General features: G+C 70.1%; 20 protein-coding genes. 10 read left to right on the top strand and 10 right to left on the bottom strand.

Translation table 11 applies throughout. The features are described from left to right. Window positions 1-269: 269 nt before the first annotated feature. Complete coding sequence (locus tag BLT59_RS02620) at window positions 270-821, bottom strand: TetR/AcrR family transcriptional regulator (RefSeq protein ID WP_244513797.1); 552 nt, start codon at window positions 819-821, stop codon at window positions 270-272. Window positions 822-977: 156 nt separating this feature from the next. On the opposite strand from BLT59_RS02620, the gene BLT59_RS02615 reads away from it, so the two are divergent. Further along, a complete protein-coding gene (locus BLT59_RS02615; protein ID WP_280141023.1) occupies window positions 978-1,559 on the top strand; it encodes a sugar O-acetyltransferase in 582 nt (193 codons plus the stop codon). A gap of 358 nt (window positions 1,560-1,917) precedes the next feature. On the opposite strand, the gene BLT59_RS02610 is transcribed toward BLT59_RS02615, so the two are convergent. Continuing rightward, complete coding sequence (locus tag BLT59_RS02610; protein WP_244513796.1) at window positions 1,918-3,579, bottom strand: outer membrane beta-barrel protein; 1,662 nt, start codon at window positions 3,577-3,579, stop codon at window positions 1,918-1,920. Between the two features lie 630 nt (window positions 3,580-4,209). On the opposite strand from BLT59_RS02610, the gene BLT59_RS02605 reads away from it, so the two are divergent. Then, window positions 4,210-4,476, top strand: coding sequence for a hypothetical protein (locus BLT59_RS02605; RefSeq protein ID WP_175543908.1), 267 nt, complete (start codon window positions 4,210-4,212; stop codon window positions 4,474-4,476). Window positions 4,477-4,549: 73 nt separating this feature from the next. Here the strand turns inward: BLT59_RS02605 and BLT59_RS02600 are convergent, their stop codons facing one another. Next, the gene (locus tag BLT59_RS02600; RefSeq protein ID WP_244513795.1) at window positions 4,550-6,628 is read right to left on the bottom strand and encodes a TonB-dependent receptor; all 2,079 of its coding nucleotides are present in this window, start codon (window positions 6,626-6,628) and stop codon (window positions 4,550-4,552) included. A gap of 660 nt (window positions 6,629-7,288) precedes the next feature. Between BLT59_RS02600 and BLT59_RS02595 the strand changes: the two genes are divergently transcribed. Beyond that, window positions 7,289-7,606, top strand: a complete 318-nt coding sequence (locus tag BLT59_RS02595) for a hypothetical protein (protein WP_091776167.1) — start codon at window positions 7,289-7,291, stop codon at window positions 7,604-7,606. Between the two features lie 30 nt (window positions 7,607-7,636). On the opposite strand, the gene BLT59_RS02590 is transcribed toward BLT59_RS02595, so the two are convergent. Beyond that, complete coding sequence (locus BLT59_RS02590) at window positions 7,637-10,351, bottom strand: MGH1-like glycoside hydrolase domain-containing protein (RefSeq protein WP_244513794.1); 2,715 nt, start codon at window positions 10,349-10,351, stop codon at window positions 7,637-7,639. Window positions 10,352-10,681: 330 nt separating this feature from the next. On the opposite strand from BLT59_RS02590, the gene BLT59_RS02585 reads away from it, so the two are divergent. From BLT59_RS02585 to BLT59_RS02560, 6 genes are all read left to right on the top strand, one after another. After that, a complete protein-coding gene (locus BLT59_RS02585) occupies window positions 10,682-11,815 on the top strand; it encodes a branched-chain amino acid ABC transporter substrate-binding protein (protein WP_091776164.1) in 1,134 nt (377 codons plus the stop codon). 118 nt (window positions 11,816-11,933) lie between these two features. After that, window positions 11,934-12,824 carry a LysR family transcriptional regulator gene (locus BLT59_RS02580; RefSeq protein WP_091776161.1) on the top strand — a complete coding sequence of 297 codons (891 nt, stop codon included), beginning with the start codon at window positions 11,934-11,936 and terminating at the stop codon, window positions 12,822-12,824. Between the two features lie 130 nt (window positions 12,825-12,954). Beyond that, the gene (locus tag BLT59_RS02575) at window positions 12,955-13,719 is read left to right on the top strand and encodes an HpcH/HpaI aldolase family protein (RefSeq protein ID WP_091776158.1); all 765 of its coding nucleotides are present in this window, start codon (window positions 12,955-12,957) and stop codon (window positions 13,717-13,719) included. 24 nt (window positions 13,720-13,743) lie between these two features. Continuing rightward, entirely contained in the window at window positions 13,744-14,631 is an 888-nt protein-coding gene (locus BLT59_RS02570; protein ID WP_091776155.1) for a 2-hydroxy-3-oxopropionate reductase, read from the top strand. A gap of 44 nt (window positions 14,632-14,675) precedes the next feature. Then, window positions 14,676-16,256, top strand: a complete 1,581-nt coding sequence (gene garD, locus BLT59_RS02565) for a galactarate dehydratase (RefSeq protein ID WP_091776152.1) — start codon at window positions 14,676-14,678, stop codon at window positions 16,254-16,256. Between the two features lie 88 nt (window positions 16,257-16,344). Next, window positions 16,345-17,562, top strand: a complete 1,218-nt coding sequence (locus BLT59_RS02560) for a PepSY-associated TM helix domain-containing protein (RefSeq protein WP_091776150.1) — start codon at window positions 16,345-16,347, stop codon at window positions 17,560-17,562. A gap of 197 nt (window positions 17,563-17,759) precedes the next feature. On the opposite strand, the gene BLT59_RS02555 is transcribed toward BLT59_RS02560, so the two are convergent. Then, a complete protein-coding gene (locus BLT59_RS02555; RefSeq protein ID WP_091776147.1) occupies window positions 17,760-19,940 on the bottom strand; it encodes a TonB-dependent siderophore receptor in 2,181 nt (726 codons plus the stop codon). Window positions 19,941-20,037: 97 nt separating this feature from the next. Between BLT59_RS02555 and BLT59_RS02550 the strand changes: the two genes are divergently transcribed. Beyond that, a complete protein-coding gene (locus BLT59_RS02550; RefSeq protein ID WP_091776144.1) occupies window positions 20,038-20,253 on the top strand; it encodes a hypothetical protein in 216 nt (71 codons plus the stop codon). A 96-nt stretch (window positions 20,254-20,349) separates the two neighbouring features. Here BLT59_RS02550 and BLT59_RS02545 read toward each other — a convergent pair whose 3' ends face one another. From BLT59_RS02545 to BLT59_RS02530, 5 genes are all read right to left on the bottom strand, one after another. Next, window positions 20,350-20,748, bottom strand: coding sequence for a TetR family transcriptional regulator C-terminal domain-containing protein (locus BLT59_RS02545; protein WP_244513812.1), 399 nt, complete (start codon window positions 20,746-20,748; stop codon window positions 20,350-20,352). Continuing rightward, entirely contained in the window at window positions 20,675-20,929 is a 255-nt protein-coding gene (locus BLT59_RS31670; RefSeq protein WP_244513793.1) for a TetR family transcriptional regulator, read from the bottom strand. Before BLT59_RS31670 ends, BLT59_RS02545 begins: the two co-directional genes overlap by 74 nt. Before the next feature lie 319 nt (window positions 20,930-21,248). Beyond that, complete coding sequence (locus BLT59_RS02540; protein WP_091776141.1) at window positions 21,249-23,087, bottom strand: NADPH-dependent assimilatory sulfite reductase hemoprotein subunit; 1,839 nt, start codon at window positions 23,085-23,087, stop codon at window positions 21,249-21,251. Between the two features lie 261 nt (window positions 23,088-23,348). Next, window positions 23,349-25,118 carry a diflavin oxidoreductase gene (locus BLT59_RS02535; protein WP_091776138.1) on the bottom strand — a complete coding sequence of 590 codons (1,770 nt, stop codon included), beginning with the start codon at window positions 25,116-25,118 and terminating at the stop codon, window positions 23,349-23,351. 111 nt (window positions 25,119-25,229) lie between these two features. Then, complete coding sequence (locus BLT59_RS02530; protein WP_010686224.1) at window positions 25,230-25,745, bottom strand: Lrp/AsnC family transcriptional regulator; 516 nt, start codon at window positions 25,743-25,745, stop codon at window positions 25,230-25,232. Window positions 25,746-25,925 lie beyond the last annotated feature (180 nt).

Genomic DNA, 25,925 nt, shown 5'->3' with positions numbered 1-25,925 from the left:
GAGCGGGCGCAGCGATCGGCGGTGTCCTCCGCTCAGATCCCGGTTCGATGATCCCGCCCCGGGGCGCGTCCCCCACACGGAGGCGATCCCGCCCCGGGGCGATGACGGCCGGATTTCGGCCAGCTGTCGGAGACGAAGCCCTTCCCGCCCGGCGGGACTGACTGATCATCGCGACGGTCGGGTTCAGGGGCTGAGCCGCACGGTCGTCCCGGCCGGAACCGCGCACCGGCCTCGCCGATGCCGTCGGCGCCGATCCGGGATCCGACCCCTCAGCGCGCCAGCCGTTCGACGATCGCCCGCACCTGCGCCCGATCCGCCGGCTGCGGGTCGACCGAGCGGTGGATCGTCAAGCCTTCGATCATCGCGTCGAGGGCCTTGGCCGTCTCCGGCGCGAAGTGCCGCTCCAGGGCGGCCCGGCTCTTGGCCATCCAATCCTGCATGACCCGGCGCAGCGGCGGGTTTCGGGCCGCGAAGGCGTAGAGTTCGTAGCTCAGCAGCATCGTGCGCGGGCTCGCCCAGGCGTCGCTCACGACGAGGTCGACCACCGCCTCGCAGGCCTCGTCGAAGGTCGCGGCCGCGGCGAGGCGGTCGGCGAACCGCGCCGAGACCGTGTCGGCCAGCCCGGTGAACGCCTCCGTCAGCAGCGCGTCCAGGCTGTCGAAATGGTAGGTCATGGAGCCGAGCGGCACGTCGGCCGCCGCCGCGACCCGGCGGTGGGTCGTGCCGGCGACGCCGTGCTGGGCGATGACGTCGAGCGTCGCCTGGATGATGCGCGCCCGGCGATCCGGGTCGAAACGGCGCTGGGCGGCGGGCAAGGGCATCTCCTCGAATCCGGGATCACGGCAGCCGAGCCGTGACGCCCGCGGCCTTGATGTGTACATATGTACGCATAGCGAGCTCGCGCGGTGCCGGTCCTGGCGGCCTGCGCGGGATCGCCGTCCCGCCGCGGGCCGACGAGGCCGGAGGGAACCCTCGCCATGAAGACAGAGATCATGAAGACCCAGAAGCAGAAGATGCTGGCCGGCGAATTGTACTGCGCCGACGACCCGGAACTGGCCGCCGACAACCGGCGCATCTCGGAATGGATGGACCGCTATAACGCCACGCATACGCGGAGCCAGCCCGAGCGGCAGGCTCTGCTGGCGGAGGTCTTCGCCCGCGTCGGCGACGGCTGCAACATCCGACCGCCCTTCCACTGCGACTACGGCTACAACATCAGCCTGGGACGCGGCGTGTTCCTGAACTTCGGGTGCTCGATCCTCGACGTGGTGTCGGTCACCATCGGCGACATGACGCAGATCGGCACGGCCGTGCAGATCCTGACGCCCGACCATCCGCGCGACCCGGCTCAGCGCCGGCAGATGCTGGAATTCGGCCGTCCGGTGGTGATCGGCGCCAATGTCTGGATCGGCAGCGGCGCCATCATCCTTCCCGGGGTGAGGATCGGCGACGACGCGATCATCGGGGCGGGCAGCGTGGTGACGCGCGACGTCCCGCCCGGCGCGACCGTCGTCGGGAATCCGGCCCGGCCGCGGGGCGGGAAGCGCGCGGCGGGGTAATGCGGGCTGCATTCCGGCCGCTCCGCGTCTGTTCCTTGCGGATCCGGCCGTGGCTCGCCGCATCATGCCGGATCTCTCGTCCGGGCGGGGTCGGTCGTAGATGCTGGGAGCCTCGATGCTGACGGCTTGGCCGCGGCCGGCCCTTGAGGCTCGCGGCTGCGCTGAACGGGCCCGCGGCATCGGCGCGACGGCTTCGAATGGCGGGCGGGACAAGGGCCCGCATCGCGGTGCCGGTAGCGAAGGGCTCGCATCGCGGTGCCGGCACTGCCGTGTCGGCACGGTCCGCCGGTTCGGCGCGGTCCGGCCCATCGCCCGCCGCGACGGAGCGGCCTCTCTCGGGCGTGGGCCGGATGCGGGATCAATCCTTTCGGATCAGGGCCTCCGGGCTCGCCGCTTCGCCGAAGCCGAAATCGGCCAAGCGGTAGGAGAGCTGTGCGAAACCGGCGTAGCGGCCGGTCTCGAACTTCATCGGACTGGGCGGCGAGAACGGGAAGGCCGTCGTATGCGCCTTGTCGGCCTGAAGCTGCCAGTAGCGGGCGCCGACGCCGACGCTGACGGATGGCGTGAGATCATACGCGATGATCCCCTCCAGGAAGTAGCCGTCGCCGTGACCCCCTTCCGGTCCCGGATTGATGGCGGGCCGCAGCCAGTGCCGGTCGACGCCGCTCAAGCTCACGACCGGCAGATAGGCGCCCTCCAGGCTCAGCCGGACCCGGTCGAACCGCGCCTCGCCGATCACGCCGACGCGCAGCGCGTTCCACTGCATGTTCTCGCCGAGCGTCTTCATGCTGGTCGGGTACGGTCGGGCGCAGGGCGCCCCACCCGCCACCTGACGGCAGCCGAACCCGTTATACAGCTCGGAGGCGTACTGGTAGCCGAGGAAGCCCCCGAGCTTGAACCCGTCCCGGCGCAGCACGTCGTAGCCGACATCGATCACGCCGTTGCTGATGTCCCCGTCCTTGATCGGCGACAGCGTCTTGGAATAGCGGCGCAGGGCGGGCGGGAAGTCCTCGTCGGCGAGGCGACCGCCCGTGACGCCGCCCGTTCCCAGGAATCCCTTGGCGAACAGGCCGGTCGGGTTGTGCTCGAGCCGGGCGAAGCTCTCGCCGGCATGGGCCTGGCTGTTGTTGTAGGTCAGGCGGGAATTGAGCTGCCCGGGCGCATCGGGATCGCCGAGCCTCTCGCGCGCGCGCCCGGAACCGAAGACGTAGCGCAGGCCGCCCTCGAAATCCCAGGTGGCCGGGCCGGCCGATGCCACCGGCGGCAGGCTGGGCAGCCCGGCTCCGAACCGATAGTTGAGGCCGACGCGGGTCAGGAAGCCGTCCGTCGCGATCCGGGTGCCGGCGTGATAGCCGGTCAGCACCGGAGAGGACGGGGCCGGGAGAACCGCCCGGGACCCGAGATCGTAGTAGAGACCCTCGACCTTGGCGGAGAGGTGCTCGCTGAAGGCGTGCTCGATGCCGGCGCCGGCCACGTAGCCGAGGCGCCCCTCGCCGCGACGGCCGTCGAACAGCGGGAAGCCGGCCAACGACAGATTGTTGTCGGTCCGGACGTTGCCCGCGGCCAGCCCGCCCGTGGCGTAGACGAGGGTGCGGTCGACGGCGAAGCCGACCCTGCCGCGGATCGTGGCGAGGTCGTCCAGCCTCTGGCCGGAATGGGCGACGCTGCGGCGATAGAAGCCGCCGCTTGCGGCCGGAAAGGTGCCCGCCTGGCGATCGTAGCCCCACAGCCGGGTGACCTGGTAATCCGCGGCTGCGCCGGCGACGAACCCGGAATCCAAGTGCCAGTCGTAGCCGACCTCGCCGCCGCCGATGAAGCTGCCGTCCGAGGCCCGCTTCGCGGGAATGACCGGGCAGTACCGGGCGCCAGGCTGTCCGCCCGGACCCGTGCAGACGAACTGCGTGGCGCGATCCAGGGCGCCGTACCCCGCGAACAGGCCGGCATGCGCGCCGGTCCAGGAAAAGACCGGCGGCACGATCGGGGGCGCCGGAAGGGCCCTACGCGGAAGGTCCGCCGCCATCGCCGTCTGCGAAAGGAGAATGAGAATTAGCCCAGAGCCCGAGATTCGATGCATAGACCCCCCAGTCGCACGGAATATCAGTATCACCAGTCATCTTCTCCATCGTTTTGACGATTACCGGAGGATGATCTGATGTTGTTCGACGATCCCGCGCGATCCATTCCGTTGCATCGATGGCGATAAGGCATCACAATCTGATTCTGAAGCCAAGACTCTTGGCGTCTTACTTTTGCATTGCCGTGATCGGGGGTGCAGATATCAAATTTCATCTCCCGATGAAGAAGAGCACGATTGGCATCGGCGTTCGTCGAGCCAATGGAATCACAAATCCTGCCATGACGATTGCTTTAGGAATCCGTTGTGCGCCGACCGGAACGTCGTGGATTTCATGGCCGGTGATGCAGTCTTGCATCATCTGCGCCCGGCGCGTCTGTCTCCGGCCTCGTTCGCCGAAAGCCCGGTCCGGCGACATCGCTCGCCCGGCGGCGCGAACGACGCGACGCGCGATCCGGGGAACCATCCGGGCAGCCCGTGCCTTCCTGGGCGGGCTTCGGGTGGACCCGATCCGGCCGCGAGCCCGTGGGAAGCGCCTGCCCTTCTCCCCGGGCAGCGATAGAGAGGAAACCTCCTGTGCGTTCAACGATCATCACCGCCGCCCTGCTGGCGGTCCTCGGCGGCGCTGTCGCGATGCCGGCTTCCGCCGCGCCGATCGGCCCCCGCACCGGCGTGTCGGCGCCCGCCGACATGGTTTCGACCGTCCAGATGGACCCGATGGAGCGCCACATGATGCGGCGTCGCATGGAGCGCCGGATGATGCGCCATCGGATGGAGCGGCACATGATGCGCCGTGAGATGCGTCACCGGATGATGCGTCGTGAGATGATGCACCGCATGTGAGGGTGATCCGCATCGGGAGCCCATTCGTAACGGGCTCCCGGGTGCCGATGTGGCCATAACCCCGGCCCAGTCCTCAGAAATCGGCGGTGAGCGAGGCGCGGAATGTCCGGGGCGAGCCGGAACTCAGGATTCCTGACCCTGCCGAAGCCCAGTACCGCGTGCCGGCCGCGTTCTCGACGTTGAACCGCGCCGTGAGCGGCGTTCCATGCGCCGCGAAGCGGTAGCGGATCCCGAGATCGAGCCGCGCCCAGTCCGGAAGCCGCTGCGTGTTTGCCTGATCGTAGAACTGGGCCGACGTGTAGATCATACGCCCCGTCAGGGTGAGATCTCTCAGAAGCCAGGCGGGCAGATCCACCTCGCCGCCGAGGCTGATCTGTGCGGCGGGTGCGCCCGGCGCGACCCGCCCGTCGTACCCGCCGGCCGCCGTCCGAGCCAGACGCCCGTCGAGGAGCGTCAGGCCGGCCAGCACCCGTAGGCCCTCGGCGGGCGCCCCGAAGACGTCGAGATCGATGCCGCGATTGCGCTGTTCGCCGTTCAGGGCGAAGTTCAGGGTCCTGGGATCGAGGATGCCGAAGGGCTGCCGAATCTCGAAGACTGCGAGGGTGATCCCGACCGGGTCGAGATCGAGCTTGGCGCCCGTCTCCACCTGACGGGTCCTGACCGGCGGCAGCGCCGCCCCGGCGTTGCGGGCGTTGATGGGCGGAGTCGGCCCGAAGCCGAAGCCTTCCGCGCAGCTGGCGTAGAGGGAAAGCCGCTCCCAGGGCTTGACGATCAGCGCGGCGAGCGGTGTCGCCGCCGACTTGTCGTAACGCGACTGGAAGCCGCCGTCCGGCCGCATGTAGTCCCGCTGGATTTCCTGGAAGCGCCCTCCGGCTGTGAGCTGAATCCGCCCGTCGAGCACGGAGGCGGTCTCGGTTACCGCGAGGCCGTCGTAGCGCGACAGGGTCGTCACCTCCGGGGATGCGGTCGGCCGGTTCGGGCGCGGGACGGTGATCGGCGCGTCGAGCCATGTCCGGATCTGCGCACTGGCGGTCCTGAAGAACGGCTCCTGGCCTTCGTAATGCGTGGCAACGACCGCAACCGCGTGGTCGATCGGTCCCGTCTGGAGGCGGGCCCGCAGGCCGGTCTCGCCCGTCCATTGCCGATTCTCGGCGGAGATGGTCCCCAGCGTCTGCAGGACGGCCCCGGATCGGCTCGTGATCGTGGGGTTCGAGGCGAAGAAATCGCGCTGCGAGAGCGAGCCGCCGACGGCGCCGAACAGCGTCGCGTCCGGCGTGATGTCGTATTCCGCGCGCACGACCCCGAAACCCTGGTCGATGTCGCTACGCTCCCACGGCTGCTGCACGTTGCGCGTGAGCCTCGGCGCTCTCGGGATCGGCACGCCCGGGAGGACCGCGAAGCCGTAGCTCGCCGCGTCCATATCGATGTGCTGGTAGCCGGCATCGAGGCTGAGCCGAAGGTCCGCGCCGCGATAATCGAGGCCGAGCGCCAGGACGCCGAAGCCCTGCCTCTGGTGATCGATCGGCGTCGCCCCATCCCGGTAGGCACCGTTGATCCGGACACCAACGGCGTTGCCGTCACCGTAGCGCCGGCCGATATCGAATGCGCCGCCGACATTGCCGGTGGACAGATACTGCGTCGTGACGCGGGTCAGGGGCGGCTCGGGTGCCCGCTTTGGGACAAGGTTGACCACGCCAACCGCGCTTCCGGAGGGCGGGAAGCCGTACAGGAAGGCCCCTGGGCCGGTCAGGACCTCGACTCGCTCGATCCCCTCGACCGCGGGCTGATAGGGGGAGGTGATCCCGTACAGGCCGTCGAATGCGTAGTCCCGCGCGTTCACCCAGAAGCCGCGCACCAGGATGTTCTGCTGCGTCGTAAACGGAGGCTGCGCCGGGAGGATGGCGGGATTGTTCGCCAGAACATCGCCCACCGTCTGCGCCTGCTGGTTGCGGATCAGCTCCGCCGTGTAGTTGGCCTGCGTGAACGGCGTGTCGAACACGCTCCGGCTACCCAGGAACCCGACCCGCCCACCGCTCGCGACCTGGCCGCCGGCGAAGGGAGCCGGCGGCTGGCCGATCGTGCCGGTGGGCGGCGGCCGCGAGTTCGATGCGCCGCCCGGTACTTCCACCGAGAGTTCCTCAAATTCGACCACCTGCGCTGCCGACAGACCTCCGGGTTCGCGGGCGCGGGGAGTCCGGGATCCAAGAACCGGGGCGTTCCGTGCGCGCTGGGATTCGCCGAGCTGCGTCGGCTCGGTCCGGGACGGCGCATCCGGCCCAGCGCCGGACGTCTGCGCCGCCGCACCGGAACTCAGCGCCGAAAGCGAGACGGTCGCACACGCGGCCCGGAGGATCGAAAGGGGTGCGTTGATCCGGCGACGGCGTTCGGCGCGGAGAGAGGATTTTGGAAGCATCGATTCGGCCGTATCGGGATTTGATCCGGCGGTCGGCTAGCATTCGGACAAATGATTCTCAACACGTCATCCGCACATTAGAATTTTGAAAGTTCAAAATACATCAAAATATATTCAATAATCGCGCGGAGACGTTTGATTAAAGGGTGTTCTATTTCATAATGTTGCGACAGTAGAGGAATCAGATTGCTATCCGGTTGGGTGGCGGTCGGCTGCGACGGGCAGCGAGCCCGCATCCGGATCCCCACGCCCGGTAGAGGATGGATCACCACCCGATCGACGGGGCCGACGGCATGACGGCGTCTCGGCACGCGCCGCGACGCGTGCCGCCACGTCCGGGAGGATCGAACCATCCGTCCCGCTATGCGTTTCAAGGCACCGAATGGGAGGATTGGTACAATGAAGGCGATTCTGGCAGCGGCCGCGGTGAGCCTCGGGATCCTGAGCGTGGTCGGCCCGGTCTCCGCGCAGCCGCGCCCCGACTACGACGATTACGGCGGCCGCGGCTATCGGGATCGTGGCGACTACGAGTACCGCGACCGCGGCTACCGCGATCGGGACGACTATCGGGGGCGCGCCAATTACGGGTTCGACGAGCGCGAGTACCTGCGTTGCAACCCGGATGTCCGCCGCGCCGTGGCCAACGGCCAGATGGAATCGGGCGCCGCCCACTACAAAGTGTTCGGGCGCCGCGAGGGGCGGCGGCTGAGCTGCTGACCGGATCGGCCGGTTCCCGGCCGGGCGCGCCTATCGCGCGCGCGCCCGGTCGCGCAGCAGGTTGATGATGAGGGCCGTCCAGCCGGTCTGGTGCGCGGCGCCGAGCCCCCGGCCGGTATCGCCGTCGAAGAACTCGTGGAACAGCAGCGGCTCCTCGGCGCCCGGCGCCGGGGCGATCGGCGGCCGGGTTCCGAAGGTCGGCCGGCGGCCGGTCTCGTCCTTGGCGAACAGGGCGATCAGACGGTCCTCGAGGGCGTCCGCGATGGCGCTGAGTGTCAGCATCGCGCCCGAGCCCGTCGGGTACTCCACCCGGAAGTCGTCGCCGTAATAGGTGTGGAAGCGCCGCAGCGCCTCGACGATGAGGTAGTTCATCGGCATCCACACCGGGCCGCGCCAGTTCGAGTTGCCGCCGAACATGTTCGAGGTGGAATCGGCCGGGTCGTACCGGACCGTGAAGGAGGCGCCGAGCTCGTTGAGCACGTAGGGCGCGTCGCGGTGCACCTTCGACAGGGAGCGCACGCCGTAGGGCGAGAGGAACTCGGCCTCGTCGAGCATGCGGCGCAGCAGCGCCTTCATCCGGTGGCCGCGCAGCAGCGACAGCAGCTTGCGGTCCTTCACGCCGCCCTCGGTCCAGCGGGAGACCAGCCGGGCGAGGTGTGGCCGGTTCTCCAGCACCCAGTTCAGGCGCCGGGCGAAGTCCGGCAGCCGCTGGAGCACGGAGGGCTCGATCACCTCGACGGCGAAGAGCGGGACCAGACCGACCATGGAGCGGACCCGCAGCGGCAGCATCCCGCCGCCGGGGATGTCGACCTCGTCGTAGTAGAACGCGTCGATCTCGTCCCACAGGCCGAAGCCCTGCCCGTCCCCACCTGACCCGCCCATGTCGGTCATGGCCTCGGCGATGAGCAGGAAATGCTCGAAGAACTTGGAGGCGGTGCTCTCGTAGACGTCGTTGTGGAGGGCGAGCTCCAGGGCGATGCGCATCATGTTGAGCGCGTACATCGCCATCCAGGCGGTGCCGTCGGCCTGGTGCACCACCCCGAAGCCCGGCGGCGGGCGCGACCGGTCGAACACGCCGACATTGTCGAGCCCCAGGAAGCCCCCCTGGAAGACGTTGCGCCCCTGCGCGTCCTTGCGGTTCACCCACCAGGAGAAGTTGATCAGGAGCTTGTGGAACACCCCTTCCAGGAAGGCGAGGTCGCCGCGGCCGCCCCGCCGGTCCCGGTCGATCTCGAACACCCGGTAGGTGGCCCAGGCATGGACCGGCGGGTTGGCGTCGCCGAACTCCCACTCGTAGGCCGGGAGCTGGCCGTTCGGGTGCATGTACCATTCGCGGGTGAGCAGCAGGAGCTGCTTCTTGGCGAAGTCCGGGTCCAGCAGGGCCAGCGGCAGGCAGTGGAAGGCGAGGTCCCAGGCGGCGAACCAGGGATATTCCCAGGTGTCGGGCATCGACAGCACGTCGGCCGCCGCGAAATGGCGCCACTGGCCGTTGCGGCCGCCCGCGCGCCCCCGTGGGGGCGCTGGCTGGAGCGGGTCGCCCTCCAGCCAGCGCCGCACGTCGTAGCGGTAGAGCTGCTTTGACCAGATCAGGCCGGCGGCGGCCTGGCGGAAGATGGCGCGGGAATCCGGGCTCGCGATGCCGTCCTGCAATTCCTCGTAGAACGCGTCCGCCTCGGCCACCCGGCGCCGCACCAGGGACCCGTCGTCGACGGCCCGGGCGCGCAGGCCCGCCGACAGCCGCAGGCGGATCCGGACGGTCTCCCCGGGCCCCAGCCGCAGCGCGTAGTGCAGGCCGAGCTTGGTGCCCGCGTCCCGCCGCACCGAAGCGGGATCGCCGTCGACGATCGCCGCGTGGAGGCCGTCCTTGAACGGCCCGGCGGCGTCCGGCTGCCCGCCGTGCAGCCGCAGGTTGGTGTCGTTCTCGCAGAACAGGAGGTCCGGCGCCCCGTCGAAGGCGAGCCGGTACGGCCCGAGCCTTTCGTGGGTGCAGATCGCGCCCCCGTCGGGCGCGCGGGCGATCCGCGGGCGTGCCTGCCCGGCCTGGCCGGCCTCCCAGGACCACGTGTTGCGGAACCAGAGCTGCGGGACGAGGTGGAGGTCGGCGGGCTCGGGCCCCCGGTTCAGCGCGGTGATCACCGCGTGGATGTCGTCGGCGTCGGCCTTGGCGTACTCCACGGTGACGTCGAAGAACCGGTCCCCGTCGAAGACGCCCGTCTCCTCGATCTCGTACTCGGGCTGCTCCCTCCCGCGCCGCAGGTTCTCGGCGACGAGGTCCGCGTAGGGAAAGGCCGCCTGCGGGTAGCGGTAGAGCATCTTCAGGTAGGCGTGGCTCGGGACCGCGTCGAGGTAGTGGTAGACCTCCTTCACGTCCTCGCCGTGGTTGCCCTCCTGATTGGTCAGGCCGAACAGCCGCTCCTTGAGGATGCGGTCGCGCCCGTTCCAGAGGGCGAGGGCCAGGCAGAGGCCGCCGCGCTCGTCGCAGATCCCCGCCAGCCCGTCCTCGCCCCAGCGATAGGCGCGCGAGCGGGCGTCCTCGTGCGTCAGGGCGGCCCAGGCGTTGCCGCAGGGGCTGTAATCCTCCCGCACGGTCCCCCATTGCCGCTCGCTGAGATAGGGCCCCCAGAGCGACCACGCCCGGTCGCCCCGGCCCTGCTCGGCGATCCGGCGGCGCTCGGCCCAGTCCACCGACGCGTCCCGGACTTCGTCACGCTCCTCGTCACGATCCTCGTTCCCGCGCGGCCCCATCAGCCGCGTCCCGGACGCGGGCTCGGTCGGCTGGGGCTGGGGGCGCGGCGGGGACAGAAGGCGGCCATCGGTCACGGCGGGTTGCTGCGGATGCGCCGGCCCGATGCATCATTGACGCCATCCCGGCCTGGCGGGTCCTCGCGGAGCCGCCGGCCGAGCGGCGCGCCCGCGTCGGTGAACAACCGGGGCCGCCCCGGAAACCTTGACCCTGGTGAAGGTGAGCGACAGGATCACGCCTCGTGATCTGCGACGCGACGCGCGGCGATCCGCTTTTGTCTGTCCGAATGCAGCGTTCGTCGGCGATCTGACCGGCCACATCTTGGGGGAGAGATGACGCAATTACTGATGGCCGGCTTGGCCGGGCTACTGTTCATGACCGCGGCGCAAGGTCAGGAGGGCGGCGCGCCGGTGAAGATCGGTGTCGCCGCGCCCATGACCGGGCCGAACGCGGCCTTCGGCGCCCAGATCCGGAACGGCGCGAGCCAGGCGGTCGAGGACCTCAACAAGGCCGGCACCCTCAAGGGCATGACGCTGACCGTCACGGTCGGCGACGACGCCTCCGACCCGAAGCAGGGCGTCTCGGTGGCCAACAAGTTCGCCAGCGACGGCGTGAAGATGGTCGTCGGCGACTACAATTCCGGCGTCACGATCCCGGCCTCCGACGTCTACCTCGATGCCGGCATCATCCAGGTCACGCCGGCCTCCACGAGCGTGAAGTTCACCGAGCGCGGGATGTGGAACACGTTCCGCACCTGCAGCCGCGACGACCAGCAGGGCGCGGTGGCGGGCAGCTACCTGGCCGCGCACTTCCCGGGCAAGAAGATCGCCTTCGTCCACGACAAGACGCCCTACGGCAAGGGGCTGGCCGACGAGACCCTGAAGGCGTTCAGGGCCAAGGGTGGCAAGGAGGTGCTGTTCGAGGGCATCAACCCGGGCGAGAAGGACTACGCGGCGCTCGTTTCCAAGATGAAGTCCGCCAACGTCGACGTCGTCTATTTCGGTGGCGTGCACACCGAGGCCGGGCTGATCATCCGGCAGATGCGCGACCAGGGCCTGACTGCCCGCATGATGAGCGGCGACGCCATCCCCGACAAGGAATTTGTCCAGATCGCCGGCCCGGGCGCGGCGGGGACCCTGATGACCTTCGCGCCGGACGCCCGCAAGAACCCGAACGCCAGGGGCGTGGTGGCGGCGTTCAACGCCCGGGGCATCGATCCCGAGGCCTACACGCTCTACGCCTACGCGGCCGTGCAGGTCCTGGCGAAGGCGATGGCCGAGACGGGCTCCAGCGATGGCAAGAAGCTGGCCGACTGGCTGCACCAGGGCAAGCCGGTCGACACGGTGGTCGGACCCATCGCCTACGACAAGAAGGGCGACATCACCCGGCCCGACTACGTCATCTACGAGTGGACCAAGGGGCCGGACGGCCGGATCGACTACGCCGGGCACGAGGTAACCCCGTAGGCCGGCGGGGCCCGAAGGCCGCCGCCTCACCTAATTGGATGAGGGCGGCCCTCTGAACGTGACCGCTGAAGGCATTATGCTCCCCGGACCGCGCCGCGGTCCGGGAGAGGGGGCCTTCATGTTCGACTTCAGCCAGCTCCGGTGCTTCGCCGCCGTGGCGGAGGAGCTGCATTTCGGGCGTGCGGCCGCCCGGCTGAACATGACGCAGCCGCCGCTGTCGCGGCAGATCCAGGTCCTGGAGCGCGTTCTCGACGTGCAGCTCCTGGAGCGTACCAGCCGCACCGTCCGGCTGACCGCCGCCGGCCGCAGCTTCCTGCCCGAGGCCCAGCGCATCCTGCGGCTCGCCGAAACCGCGACCCACGTCACCCGGCAGGTGGCGGCGGGGCGGGCGGGCGTCCTCAAGTTCGGCTTCACGGCGGCCTCGGCCTACGACTTCCTGCCGCGCCTCGTCACCGCGTTCCGGCGGGCGCTGCCGGACGTGACGCTCGCGCTGCGCGAGATGGTCAGCAAGGACCAGATCGAGGAACTCCTCGCCGGCCGGATCGACGCCGCGCTGGTGCGCCCGCCGGTGACGCATCCGGACCTGATCGCCGTCCGGGCGCTCGCCGAGCCCCTGGTGGTGGCCCTGCCGGCCGGGAACCCCCTGGCCCTGCGCGACGGGCTCACCCCCGTCGATCTCGGGCGCGAGCCGCTCATCGGCTACGCGCCCAACGAGGCGCGCTACTTCCACGACCTCGTCCTCGGCCTCATCGCGGAGGCCGAGATCCAGCCGCCGATGGTCCAGCAGCTCACGCAGATCCACTCGATCCTGGCCCTCGTCCGCGCGGCGCTCGGCATCGCCCTAGTGCCGGCCGCCGCCGAGCGCCTGCGCTTCGAGGGCGTGGTGTTCCGCCCCCTCGTCCTGCCGGCGCCGCGCCCCGTGGAACTCCTCCTCGCATGGCGGCGCGACGCGGACGACCCGCTCATCGCCCAGCTGGTCTCGATCGTGGCGGAGATGCCGCCCGCGTGAGCCTGCGCGGCTGATCGATGCGCGATCCGCATCGATCGATCCAGTGTTTGGCTTTGACCTCGCGGCGGAAGGCTGCGCGTGATGGGGCGGACGGCGCGCAGACGCCGCGACGCCCCCAGGGAGGATCGTGATGGACAGCCTCACCAACCGCTTCAAGGCGGCCCTCGCCGAGGGGCGCCAGCAGATCGGCCTGTGGTGCAGCCTCGCGAGTCCCATCTCCACCGAGGTGGTCGCCGGGGCCGGGTTCGACTGGCTGCTCCTCGACATGGAGCACTCGGCCAACGACCTCCGGGACATCTACGCCCAGCTCCAGGCGATGATGGAGGGCGACACGCACCCGATGGTGCGGGTGCCGAGCGACGACCCGATCACGATCAAGCGCATCCTCGACGCCGGCGCGCAGTCGCTGATGATCCCCAACATCGACGATGCCGCGCAGGCCGCCCGGGTGGTCGCGGCGACGCGCTACGCGCCCCGCGGCATCCGCGGCTTCTCGCAGGCGCCCCGCGCCGCCCGGTTCGGCCGGATCAAGGACTACCACACCCGCTGCGAGGCCGAGATCTTCGTGGCGGTGCAGGTCGAGTCCCGGCGCGCCCTCGACAATCTGGACGCGATCGCCGCCGTGGAGGGCGTCGACGGCGTGTTCATCGGGCCCGGCGACCTGTCCACCAGCCTCGGCTACGTCGGCCAGCAGGGCCACCCGGAGGTGGTCTCCACCATCGAGGCGGCGGTCGCCCGGATCGTCCGGGCCGGCAAGCAGGCCGGCATCCTCACGCCGAGCGAGGAGCTCGCCCGCCGCTACATCGCGGCCGGCACCCGCTTCACCGCGGTGGGCTCCGACATGGGACTGCTCGCCCGCAGCTCCGAGGCGCTCGCCGCCCGCTTCCGCGCCTGAGTTCCGCAACCGGGATCGCTACCCATGAACATCGGATTCATCGGCCTCGGCATCATGGGCGCGCCCATGGCGGGTCACCTGATCGCGGCGGGCCACAGCCTGTTCCTCAAGAGCCGGCGGAGCGTCCCGGACGCGCTGCTGGCCGCGGGTGGCACGGCCTGTGCCACCGCCGCCGAGGTCGCGAAGCGGTCCGACACGATCATCCTGATGCTGCCCGACACCCCGGACGTCGAGCAGGTCCTGTTCGGGCCCGGGGGCGTCGCCGAGGGCCTGTCGCCGGGCAAGACCCTGATCGACATGAGCTCGATCGCGCCGCTCGCCACCAAGGATTTCGCCGTCCGGGTCGCCGCGCGGGGTGGCGCCTATCTCGACGCGCCGGTCTCGGGCGGCGAGGTCGGGGCGAAGAACGCCGCGCTCTCGATCATGGTCGGCGGCGAGGCCGAGACCTTCGCGCGCGCCGAGCCCCTGTTCGCCGCGATGGGCAAGACGGTCACGCATGTCGGCCCGGTCGGGTCCGGACAGGTGGCCAAGGTCGCCAACCAGATCATCGTCGCCCTGACCATCGAGGCGGTGGCCGAGGGGCTGCTCTTCGCCTCGAAGGCCGGCGCCGACCCCGCCAAGGTGCGGCAGGCGATCACCGGCGGGCTGGCCACCTCGCGGATCCTGGAGTTGCACGGCGCGCGGATGATCGAGCGGACCTTCGACCCGGGCTTCCGCATCGCCCTGCACCAGAAGGACCTGAACCTCGCCCTGGACAACGCCCGGACGCTGGGCCTCAGCCTGCCCGCCACGGCGCTGGCGCAGCAGCTGTTCTCGGCCTGCGTGGCCCAGGGCGGTGCGGCCTGGGATCACTCCGCCATGGTTAAGGCTCTGGAGGCCCTGGCGAACCACGCGGTCGGCGACGCCGCCTGAGCCCGACAGAAGCCCGGACGGGCGCGAGATGGAAGGAGCATCCGATGCAGGCCGAGATCGACGCCCCGACCCGCCCGCACCCGGCCGGCGCGGGGCCCGGAGATCTGCCGCGCACGATCCGCCTGAGCGACAGCGACAACGTCGCGATCGTGGTCAACGCCTTCGGGCTGCCGGCCGGCACGGTGTTCCCGGACGGGCTGGAACTCGTCGAGTTCGTGCCGCAGGGCCACAAGGTCGCCCTCGCCGACATCCCGGAGGGCGGGGAGGTCCGCCGCTACGGCGAGGTGGTGGGCATCGCGACGCAACCGATCCCGCGGGGCGCCTGGGTGGAGGAATCCCGCGTCGCGACGCCGGTCGCCCCCGCCCTCGATGCCTTGGAGATGGCCACCCGCGCGCCGGCCCCCCTGCCCCCGCTCGAGGGCTACACCTTCGAGGGCTACCGCAACCCGGACGGGTCGGTGGGCACCAAGAACATCCTGGCGATCTCGATCAGCGTGCAGTGCGTCGCCGGCACCCTCGACGTGGCGATCCGGCGGATCAAGCAGGAGCTGCTGCCGCGCTACCCCAACGTCGACGACGTGGTCGGCCTGACCCACGCCTACGGCTGCGGCGTCGCCATCAACGCCCCCGAGGCGGTGGTGCCGATCCGGACGCTGCAGAGCCTCGCGCAGAACCCGAATTTCGGCGGCGAAGTCATGGTCGTCGGACTCGGCTGCGAGAAGCTCGTCTCGGAGCGGCTCCTGCCCGACAACGGCGCCGCCGGCGACGGGGTGGTGCGGCTGCAGGACGAGCGCCACCACGGCTTCTCGGCCATGATCGACAGCATCCTGGCGATGGCGGAGGCCCGCCTGGAGGTGCTGAACCGCCGGACCCGCGAGACCTGCCCGGCCTCCGAGCTGGTGGTCGGCCTGCAATGCGGCGGCAGCGACGCCTTCTCGGGCGTCACCGCCAACCCGGCGCTGGGCTTCGCGGCCGACCTGCTGGTCCGCTGCGGCGCCACCGTGATGTTCTCGGAGGTGACCGAGGTGCGCGACGCGATCCACCTGCTCACCCCGCGTGCCAAGTCCCCGGAGGTCGCCGCGGCGCTGGTCCGCGAGATGGCGTGGTACGACGCCTACCTCGCCAAGGGCGAGGCCGACCGCCGCGCCAACCCCTCGCCCGGCAACAAGAAGGGCGGTCTCAACAACATCGTCGAGAAGGCGCTGGGCTCGGTCGCCAAGTCGGGCACGAGCGCGATCTCGGGGGTCCTGGCGCCGGGCGAGCGCGTGCGCGAGAGGGGCCTGATCTTCGCCGCGACGCCGGCGAGCGACTTCGTCTGCGGCACGCTGCAGCTCGCCTCGGGCATCACCCTGCAGGTGTTCTCTACCGGCCGCGGCACGCCCTACGGGCTCAGTCAGGCGCCCGTGATCAAGGTCGCCACCCGCACGGAGCTGGCCGAGCGCTGGTCCGACCTGATCGACCTCGATGCCGGCCGCATCGCCACCGGCGCGGCCACGATCGAGGAGGTCGGCTGGGAGCTGTTCCACCTGATCCTCGACGTGGCGAGCGGGCGCAAGCGCCCCTGGTCGGACCGGTGGGGACTGTTCAACGACCTGACGCTGTTCAACCCCGCGCCGATCACCTGAGACCGGCGGACGGCCGGACAGACGGGCGGGGCATGCGTCCCGCCGCGTCGTCAGCGTGGCCGGACTCTGCTAGGCAGCCGGCACTGCCATGACGCTGCCGATTCCCTCCCTCCGGACCCTGCTCTTCCGCCTGCACTGGGCGCTGGGCCTCACCGCCGGTCTCGTCCTCGCCCTGATGGGCCTGACCGGGGCGCTGATGAGCTACGAGGAGGCGGTCACCGCCTTCGCCAACCGCGACCGGCTGGAGGTCGCGCCCGGCGGGCGGACGGCGCTGGCCCCCGCGGCGCTGGCGGCGCGGATCGACGCGCAGGCGGGCGGCCGCGTCGCCAACGTGCTGACCCTGTCGGACAACCCGCGCGCGAGCGTCCATGTCCGCTTCGCCCGCGATCCCGAGACCCGCGCGCGGCCGCCCGCCGCCTACGCCGACCCCTACGACGGCACGCTGCTCGGCCCGGTGCGGCTGGAGGAGGCCTTCACCACGGTGCGGGACCTGCACCGCTGGCTGCTGCTCCCCGGCGGGTCCAAGGGCTGGGGCCGCACGATCACGGGCGCCTGCACCCTGGCGCTGCTGGCCTTCCTGGCGACCGGCCTCTACCTGCGCTGGCCCCGGATCCATCGCTGGCGGATCTGGCTGAGGCCCGCCCTGTCGCGCCCCGGCCGGCCGCGCTGGTGGTCGCTGCACGCCGTCGTCGGGACGTGGCTCCTGCCGGTCTACCTGGTCGTCGCGCTCAGCGGCCTGACGTGGTCCTACCCGTGGTTCAAGGACGGCGCCGCGCGGCTGCTCGTGGGCGCGCCGGAGGCGGCGAAGCCCGCATCCCCGGGGGGCGGAAAGGCGGCCGGGCGGCGGGCCGAGAGCGCCGGCGACGCCGCGGCCGGCGGTGCGGCCGTCGACCGTGCCTGGGCGGATTTCCGCGCGCGGACCGGCGAGGAGGCCGGCACGGCGGTCCTGACCCTGCCGGGCGCCGACACGAAGGCGATCCGCATCCGCTGGCTGCCGAAGGGCGTCGACGCGCCGAGCGCCCGCAACGAGGCCCGCTACGATCCCGCCACGGGAGCCCTGCTGGCCTCCGAGCGCGCCGCCGACGCGCCCCTGGGCCGGCGTCTCCTGGACAACATCCTGGAGGTGCATCGCGGCCGCTTCTTCGGCGACCTCGTCGCGCTGCTGTTCTGCCTCGCGGCTTTGGCCATGCCGGGTTTCGCGGCGACCGGCCTGACGCTCTACGTCTTGCGCCGCCGCGCCAGTGCCCGCCGCAGGGCCGTCGAGCCCAAGGCGCCGGCCGGGGCCGTCCGCACAGCGAATCCCTGACGGCGGCGTCCTGTGGAGCCTCTGGTTGCCGCAGCCCGCTCGGTCATTGCGAGCGGAGCAACGGGACTCAGAGTATCGCCCGGCCGTCGTCGCCCTGTCCGGGTGACTTCCTTCTGCTCGCAAGGACCGCGGCAACGCGACTGCGCGGCGACGCGATGGGACGGGCCCGCCGCCACGCGCGATGCGGCCCGCCCGGCTCAGAGCCGGGCGGTGATCGTCGCCAGCACCGAGAACGGGGCACCGGGCGTGTTGTTGAACTGATTGAACGGCTGTTCGATGTAGCGCGCGTTCGTCAGATTTCGGACGTTGATCGAGAGGCGATAGTGCGCGTCGAAGTCGTAATACACGGCCGCGTCGACCCGGTTGTAGGCTCCGACTCTGTAGCTGTTGTTGAGGTCCCCGGTGCGCTGGCCGACATGGGTGACGCCGATGCCGAGGCCCAGGCCGCGCAGCGGTCCCGCCTGGACATCGTAGGTCGTCCACACGCTGCCGCTGAAGGCCGGCACGCCGACGAGGCGGTTGCCGACCGGGTAGATCCTGTCCTTCGTGATCCGGGCGTCGAGGTAGCCGACCCCGCCGATGACCTTCCATCCCGGCGCGATCTCGCCGGTCAGGTCGGCCTCGACTCCCTCCGAGCGCTGCTGCCCGGTGATGATCGAGTAGCCGGTATTGACCGGATCGTTGGCGGCTACGTTGTCCCGGGTGATCCGGAATGCGGCTGCGCTCAAGGTCAGGTCGGGATTGATGTCGATGCGGGTTCCGACCTCCACCTGCTCGCCCGTTTCTGGGGGCGGGCTAACGACATTCAGCAGGTTCGCGTTCTGCGGAGCGAAGGAGGTCGCGTAGCTCGCGTAGAAGGTGAGTGCCTCGATCGGGCGGTAGATCAGGCCGACCCGGGGTGAGGCGCCGAACAGGCTCTGCTCAGGCGGCTGTGTCTTCGATGTCGGCACGCGGTTGAAGTAGTACTGGGTGCCGAGATCGAACCGGGCGCCGAGCACCAGCTGAAGGCCGGGCGCCAGGACGATCTGATCCTGCACGTAGAATCCGAACAGCTCGAGCTTCTGCTTCAGGTCGGCCTGGAAGCCGAGCGCCCCGGGGATGGCGCCGAACACCGGGTTGAGCAGGCTTACCGGTGCGAGGCTGCCCTGCTGCGAATAGGGATGCCGGAAGCCGTTGGTGTACTCGAAGCCCGCCAGGGCCGTGTGGGCGAAGCCGAACGTGTCGAACCGCAGCACCGCTTCGGTCTGCGTGTCCACGGCCGCGAAACGGGAATCGACCGAGGCGTCACGGCGCGTGACCTGCGTGCCGGCGGCGTTGACGCCGGTGGCGCGGGCCGTGAACAGGTTGAAGGCTCCCCATTGGCCGTTGATAACCTGCCGAAGCGTCAGGTTCTCATTCACGTCGTGCTCGGCACGCAGGGTGATCCCGTTGATCTCGCCATAGTACCGTGAGAACGGCTCGCCGTAGTATCGCCGGATGTTGTCCAGCGGGACGCTACCGCGGACGGCGACAAGACCCTCGTCATACTGCGTGCGTTGATTGGTAAATTCCGAATTGATGTAGACCCGCGTGTCGGCGCTCGGCGTCCAACTGAGAGCTGGGGCGACGAAGACGCGCCGGTTCGTGTTGTCGCCGATGTTGCGGAAGGTCGGATCCTCCTGCGCGGCGAAGCTGAGGCGTGCTGCGAGCCCGTCGAGGGCCGGGATCGCGCTCGAGACCGAGCCTTGGAAGCGCCGGAAGCCGAAGCTGCCACCCTGCACGCTGGCATCCGCCGTCGGCTCCAGGGTCGGCCTACGGGTCACGATGTTGATGACGCCGCCCGGATCGCCGCGGCCGAACAACACGGAGGCTGGTCCCTTGATGACCTCGACGCGCTCGGCGTTCACGAGATCACGCTCGACGGGATAGAAATTGATCGCCGGATTGACCAGGATTCCGTCCACGGCGAAGACTTGCGTGGCGAAGCCGCGGATCAGGTAGTTCTGAGACCGTCCCTGCACCGTGCTGCCGGGCGTCACGTTGCTGACGTTGGTCACGGCATCGGTCAGGCGCAAATCCTGCTGGTCGGTGATCACCGCGCGGGGCACGATGTTGATCGATTGCGGCGCGTCGCGCACGGGGGTGTCGGTGCGCGTGGCTGTCGCCGAGCGCGTCGCTCGGTAGCCGGCGACGGGGCCATCCGCCCGCTCGCTGGCCGGGCCCGTGCCGGTGACGCTGAGTTCGGAGAGGATGACCTCGTCGGGCACCGGCGCGGATTGCGCTCGAACGTCTGCTGGCGGAATGACCACGAGCGATAGTGCAAGTCCGGCGCCGCACAAATTCCGGCCCTGTCGAAAGTCCCTGTGACGATCGACGACGTCGACCCGTTCAAAGCCCATAGTTTAAAATCGTTCTCAAGAGCGCCGCATCGGCCGGATGCGGTATTCCTTGGGTCTAAATTTGGTCCGGTCTCAATGCCGATTGCGAAAAAGGTCGGTGGAGTGCGAGACCTATTCCGCGGATGTGGCGCAGAAGGCACGCATCCTGGAGCAATGCTTTGAAACGATTCAAATCAAGCGGCTCCGGCGTGTGCCGGGACGAGCAGATTTCAATCTGCTGCGTCCAGTGGCCTTCGCCGGGACGCGACCGATCCGCGTCACCCCATCCTTCAAGAAGCGGCTCGGGATTGTCGGTCACGGCCGGTCCGCGTGAGGGGGATCGCGGACCGGCCGGCGTACCGCGCGCCGGGTTCGGCGCGCGATCGAGAATGGCGGCGTTGTCGACCGACGTACGCGCGTTGCATCGAGGTCAGGATCCGTGGGACGCGGCACGATCCGAATTTCCAGGGAGCGGCAGGCGGCCGTCGAGCCCCGCATCCAGAAGCGCGTGGAGCTGGGCCACGGCCGCGGTGACGTCGTCATCGGGCAGTGCGGCGCGGCCGACCACGATCCCGCGCATCAGCGGCGCGAGGAGCGCGTAGAGCGCTTCCGGATCGCAATCCGGCCCGGTGGCGAGCGCCGTGAGGGTCGTGACGAACCAGTCTCGGGTCTCGGCCTCCGTCCGCGCCGTCATGGCGGCGATGTCCGGATTGCGCGTGGATTCCGACCAGATCTCAACACGCAAGGTCGCGGCTTCACGGGTGATCGACACGAAGTAGCGCGCGATGATCTCGATCAGCGCCCCGCGCCGGTCGCCGCTGCCCTCCATCTCGGCCACGAGCTGGGTTCCGCGCGCTCGCGCTCCACCAGCCCCGGAACCAGGACCTCCTTGGATTCAACGTAGCGGTAGACGTTTCCGGGCTCATCGCGGCCTCGCGGGCGAGGTCCTGCATGGTGGTGCGATGGAATCCGTTGCGCGTGAAACAGGCTTCGGCGTCGTCGAGCTGCATGGTTCGGGGCAGGGCCCGTCGGCGGCAGCCACCCGCACTGGGCGGATGATGAGGCGGAGCTGCCCAGGCCACCCAGCCCCCTCCTCAGCCTGAGGTGCTGCGCAGCATGCCTCGAACGAGCGCCCCAGGGATTGTGCCGCCGGCTTGAGCTCTCCCTTCGCGTCCTCCGCTACGCTTTGGCCATCAGGATGAGGAGGTGGATGGCACAAACCGGGACCAGGCCGTCCGGGGGCCAGCCCGCCCCCGGCACATCGCCGCCGCAGCATTGGGAGCCTCGCGCATTCGGGAGCCTGCCCCGGGACGCGCGTAGCTGACGGCCTCAGCCCTGCAGGGCCGGCCTCAGGGCGCCGGTCCGGTCGTGGAAGTCCGGGCCGTTGGTCGTCCGGGCCACGTGGCCCGCGCGGATCAGGTAGTCGCCGAAATGCTCGCCGGGCTGCCGGCCCTTCGCGTAGTCGGCAAACAGCGGGTCGAGGGTGTCGCGGATCTCGGAGGCCGCCACGTCCTCCTTGTAGAGCTTGCTCAGCCGCGAGCCGTCATGGGCGGCGCCGAGATAGAGGTGGTAGCGCTCAGGGCCGCGGCCCACGAGGCCGATCTCCGAGATGAACGGCCGGGCGCAGCCATTCGGGCAGCCGGTGGAGCGGATCGTGATCTCCTCCTCGGCGAGCCCGTGGGACGCGAGGCTCTCCTCCAGCTCGGTCATCAGGTCCGGCAGGTAGCGCTCGCTCTCGGCCAGCGCGAGGCCGCAGGTCGGCAGGGCGACGCAGGCGAGCGAGCTGCGCCGGAGCGCGCTCGCGCCGCGGGTCAGGCCGTACTCGTCGACCAGCGCGTCGATCTCGGCGCGCTTCTCGGCCGGGACGTTGGCGATGATGACGTTCTGGTTGCCGGTGAGGCGGAAATCGCCCTGATGCACCTCGGCGATGCGGCGCAGGCCCGAGAGGAACTGCGCGCCGCCCTCGATGTCCTTGATCCGCCCCGCGGGCACGTAGAGCGTCAGGTGGTGGCGGCCGTCGTCGCCCTCGACCCAGCCGTAGCGGTCGCCGTTGCCCGTGAAGGTGAAGGGCTTGGGCGCGCCGAGCGTCTTGCCGACGCGCTTCTCGACCTCGGCCCGGAAGGCGTCGAGCCCGTAGCGCTCGATCGTGTACTTGAGCCGGGCGTTCTTGCGGTTCTTGCGGTTGCCCCAGTCGCGCTGGACTGTCATCACCGCCTCGGCGACCTTCAGGGCATCCTCGGGCTTCACGAAGCCCATCACGTCGGCGGTGCGCGGGAAGGTGTCGGGCTCGCCGTGGGTCATGCCCATGCCGCCGCCCACCGTGACGTTCCAGCCGGTGACCTGGTTCTTCTTGTCGAGGATCGCGATGAAGCCGAGGTCGTGGGCGAAGATGTCGACCTCGTTGGAGGGCGGCACCGCCACGACGGTCTTGAACTTCCGCGGCAGGTAGGTCCGGCCGTAGACCGGCTCGACCTCGGCCGCGTCCTCGCCGCCGACCACGCGCTCGCCGTCGAGCCAGATCTCGCGCCACGCACTGGTCTTCGGCAGCAGCGAGTCGGAGATCTCCTTGGCGAGCTGGTAGGCGGCCTTGTGGGCGCCGGTCTGGGCCGGGTTCGTCGCCGCCATGACGTTGCGGTTGACGTCGCCGCAGGCCGCGATCGTGTCGAGGAGCGCGCCGTCGATGGCGGCCATCGTGCGCTTCAGGTTCGACTTGATCACGCCGTGATACTGGAAGGTCTGGCGCGTCGTCGCGCGCAGCGCCCCGCCCGCGTAGGTCCGGGCGATGTCGTCGAGGATCAGCCACTGCTTCGGGGTGATGACGCCGCCGGCGATGCGCAGGCGGATCATGAAGCTGTAGGCCTTGTCGAGCTTCTTTTTGGTCCGCTCGGGGCGCAGGTCGCGGTCGTCCTGCAGGTACATCCCGTGGAACTTCACGAGCTGCCCGTCATCCTCCGAGATCGCCCCGGTGGCGTGCTTCAGGAGGCCGTCCGCCAGCGTGCCGCGGAGATAGCCGCTGGCGATCTTGATGTGCTCGTTCGCCGCGAGTTTTTCCGCGCGCGCGGCCTCGGCGTCCGTGATTGGGCGCGTGGTCGGCGGGGTCTCGTAGACGCGCTTGGCCGGGGCGGAGGTCGGGGTCTCGGCGGCGTCGCGGGGGCTGTGGTCGTCCATGGGGTGAATCCGTCTGTCTGAACGCGTCTTCCTCCCCGATGGGGAGGTGGCGAGCGGAGCGAAGCCGGTGCAGGACTGGAACCGGATCCGCGACCGGCCCCCTCTCCCGTGCGGGAGAGCGTTGGGGTGAGGGGTGCGCCCTCGCCGGAAAGCCCTGATCCCTCACCCTGCCCCTCTCCCGGCCGGGAGAGGGGACCTGCGTCCCGCCTGTCTCTGCCGCATCTCGTCGAAGGCCCCCGCAGTGCGGGGACCGGTGTGTCCTTAGTAAACGTCCTGCTGATAGCGATGGCCGCGCTCCAGCGCCGCGACCTGGGCCTCCGCGTCGGCCGGACTCAGGTTCTTCACGGTCTGGTACGCTCCCACCACGGCGGCGCGCACGTCCTTGGCCATGTTCTTCGCGTCGCCGCAGACGTAGAAGTAGGCGCCCCCGTCCAGCCAGGAGACCAACTCCTGCGCGTGCTGGGTGATCCGGTCCTGCACGTAGACCTTCTCCGGCTGGTCCCGCGAGAAGGCCACGTCGATCTTGGTGAGCGACCCGTCCTCCAGGGCGTCCTGCCACTCGAGCTGGTACAGGAAGTCGTGGATGAAGTGCCGGTCGCCGAAGAACAGCCATGACCGCCCGGGGGCTTCCACGGCCCGGCGCTCCTGCACGAAGGCGCGGAACGGCGCGACGCCGGTGCCGGGGCCGACCATGATGATGTCGGTGGCCGGATCCTGCGGCAGGCGGAAATGGCGGTTCGGCTTCAGCCGCACCCGCAGCTTGGCGCCGTCGCGGATCCGGTCCGCGACGTGGACCGAGGCGACGCCTGAGCGGGCGCGGCCGTGGGTCTCGTAGCGCACCGCCGCGATGGCGAGGTGGACCTCGTCGCCCACCTCCTTGCGCGAGGAGGCAATCGAGTAGGCGCGCGGCGGCAGCGGCCGGGTGATGGTGCCGAGATGCTCGGCCGTGAGCTTCGCCGGGTAGGTCTCCAGCAGGTCGATCAGGTGCCGGCCCTCGATCCAGGCCCTGGCCTCGCCGCTGTCGATGAGCGTCTGCGCGTCCGCGTGGCCGGTGGCCTTCACGAAGCGCTCGATCGTGGCGGCCGAGAGCGTGGTGATGTCCCGCTCGGCGAGCAAAGCCGTGCGCAGCGCCTCGTCGCCCGAGAGCCCCGCGGCCTTGAGGATCTCGTCCACCAGCTGCGGGTCGTTCTCGGGGAAGAGCTCCAGCGAATCGCCCGGCTCGTAGGCCGGGGCGCCGTCCTCGAAGGCGAGCGCGAGGTGGATCGTCTCCTTGTCGGAGCGCGAGGAGTTGAGGTTCACGTGCTCGACGACCTCGGCCACCACGGGCTCGCGGCTCGGCTCAGATTCGTCTTCCTCGCCGGCGCCGGCGCGGGCGAAGTCCACCGCCACGACGTTGTCGGGCTGCTCCGCCGGGGCGAGCGCCTTCAGCGCGCCCTTGATCCAGTCGGCGGCGGGCTTCTCGAAGTCGAGGTCGAGGTCGGCCCGCTCGGCGGCGCGCTTGCCGCCCAGCGCCTCGAAGCGCGCGTCGAGCGCCTTCCCGATGGCGCAGAACTCCGCGTAGGACGTGTCGCCGAGGGCCAGGACCGCGAACTCGACGCCGTCGAGGCGCGGGGCGCTCTCCCCCATCAGCTCGCCATAGGCCCGCACGGCCCGGGCCGGCGGCTCGCCCTCGCCCCAGGTGGCCGCGATGGCGATGAGCTTGCCGGCCTTGGGCAGGGTCGTGAGGTCGAGGTCGGCGAAATCGACGACCTTCGGCTTGAAGCCCTGCTTGCGCGCGAGCTTCGCGACGTTGCCGGCGAGCGCCTCCGAGTTCCCCGATTCGCTGGCGTAGATCACCGTCAGCGGCGCGGCGGCCTTGGGCGGGGCGGCCGGGACCGCGGCCTGGTGACCGCCCGCGGCGTCGAGGCCCGCCAGGAAGCCGGCGAGCCACGCGCGCTGCGTGGGACTCGCGGCGCCGAGCACCGCGTCGAGGCTGGCGCGCTCGCCGTCCCCGAACGGGGCGGTGCGCGGGAGGAGATTCTGGCGGGACATTACGGGACCATGTCGGGGCCGGCGCGGCCGGTGTCAATCAGGAAACGTTCGTTTTGCAGAACGGGCGGAGTTTAGGACATCGCATTCGCTGCGCTGCGAAAAAAGAGAACATCATTCTCCGACCACGGCGAGGACGGGCGCCGTTCCCGGCAGGTGCCGTCCGTTCTTGGGAGGCGCCGGCAGCGGTAGGGCCGTGGTGGATTTCACCTTCTCCATGGCGAAGCGGGAGGTGACGTTCTTGAGCGGCAGCACCGCGATGAGGTGCTTGTAGAAGCTGTCATAGGCCTGCATGTCGGCGACGACGACGCGCAGCATGTAGTCCACGTCGCCGGCCATCCGGTAGAACTCGAGCACCTCCGGCATGGCCGAGACGGTTGCGGCGAAGCGCTGCAGCCACTCCTGGGAATGGTCGGCCGTCTCGATGGAGACGAACACGGTCAGCCCGAGGCCGAGCTTCACCGGATCGAGCACCGCTACCCGGCGGTCGATGACCCCGTCGGCCTCCAACTTCTGGATGCGCTTCCAGCACGGGGTCTGTGACAGGCCCACGCGCTCGCCGATCGCCGCGATGGAGAGCGTGGCGTCCGTCTGCAGCAGGGCGAGAATCTTCAGATCGATCGCGTCCAAAGCTGTCTCCGTGCACTTCCGCCGCGCGGGAGGCGCGGGCGCATATACGAGGCTACCGGTACCGTTGAGAAGAATCTTTTACCTTGAGCCCAGGCTGCCGGCACGGGTCGCTGTGCGCAGCCGCACACCGAACCCCGGAGCTGGGCCCCGCGAGCGCGCCGAAGCGCCTTGACTTCGTTC

It is taken from the genome of Methylobacterium sp. UNC378MF, from assembly GCF_900103195.1.
Lineage (GTDB): Bacteria > Pseudomonadota > Alphaproteobacteria > Rhizobiales > Beijerinckiaceae > Methylobacterium.
Note: the sequence above shows the minus strand (reverse complement) of the source record. Positions and strands in the feature narration are given on the sequence as shown.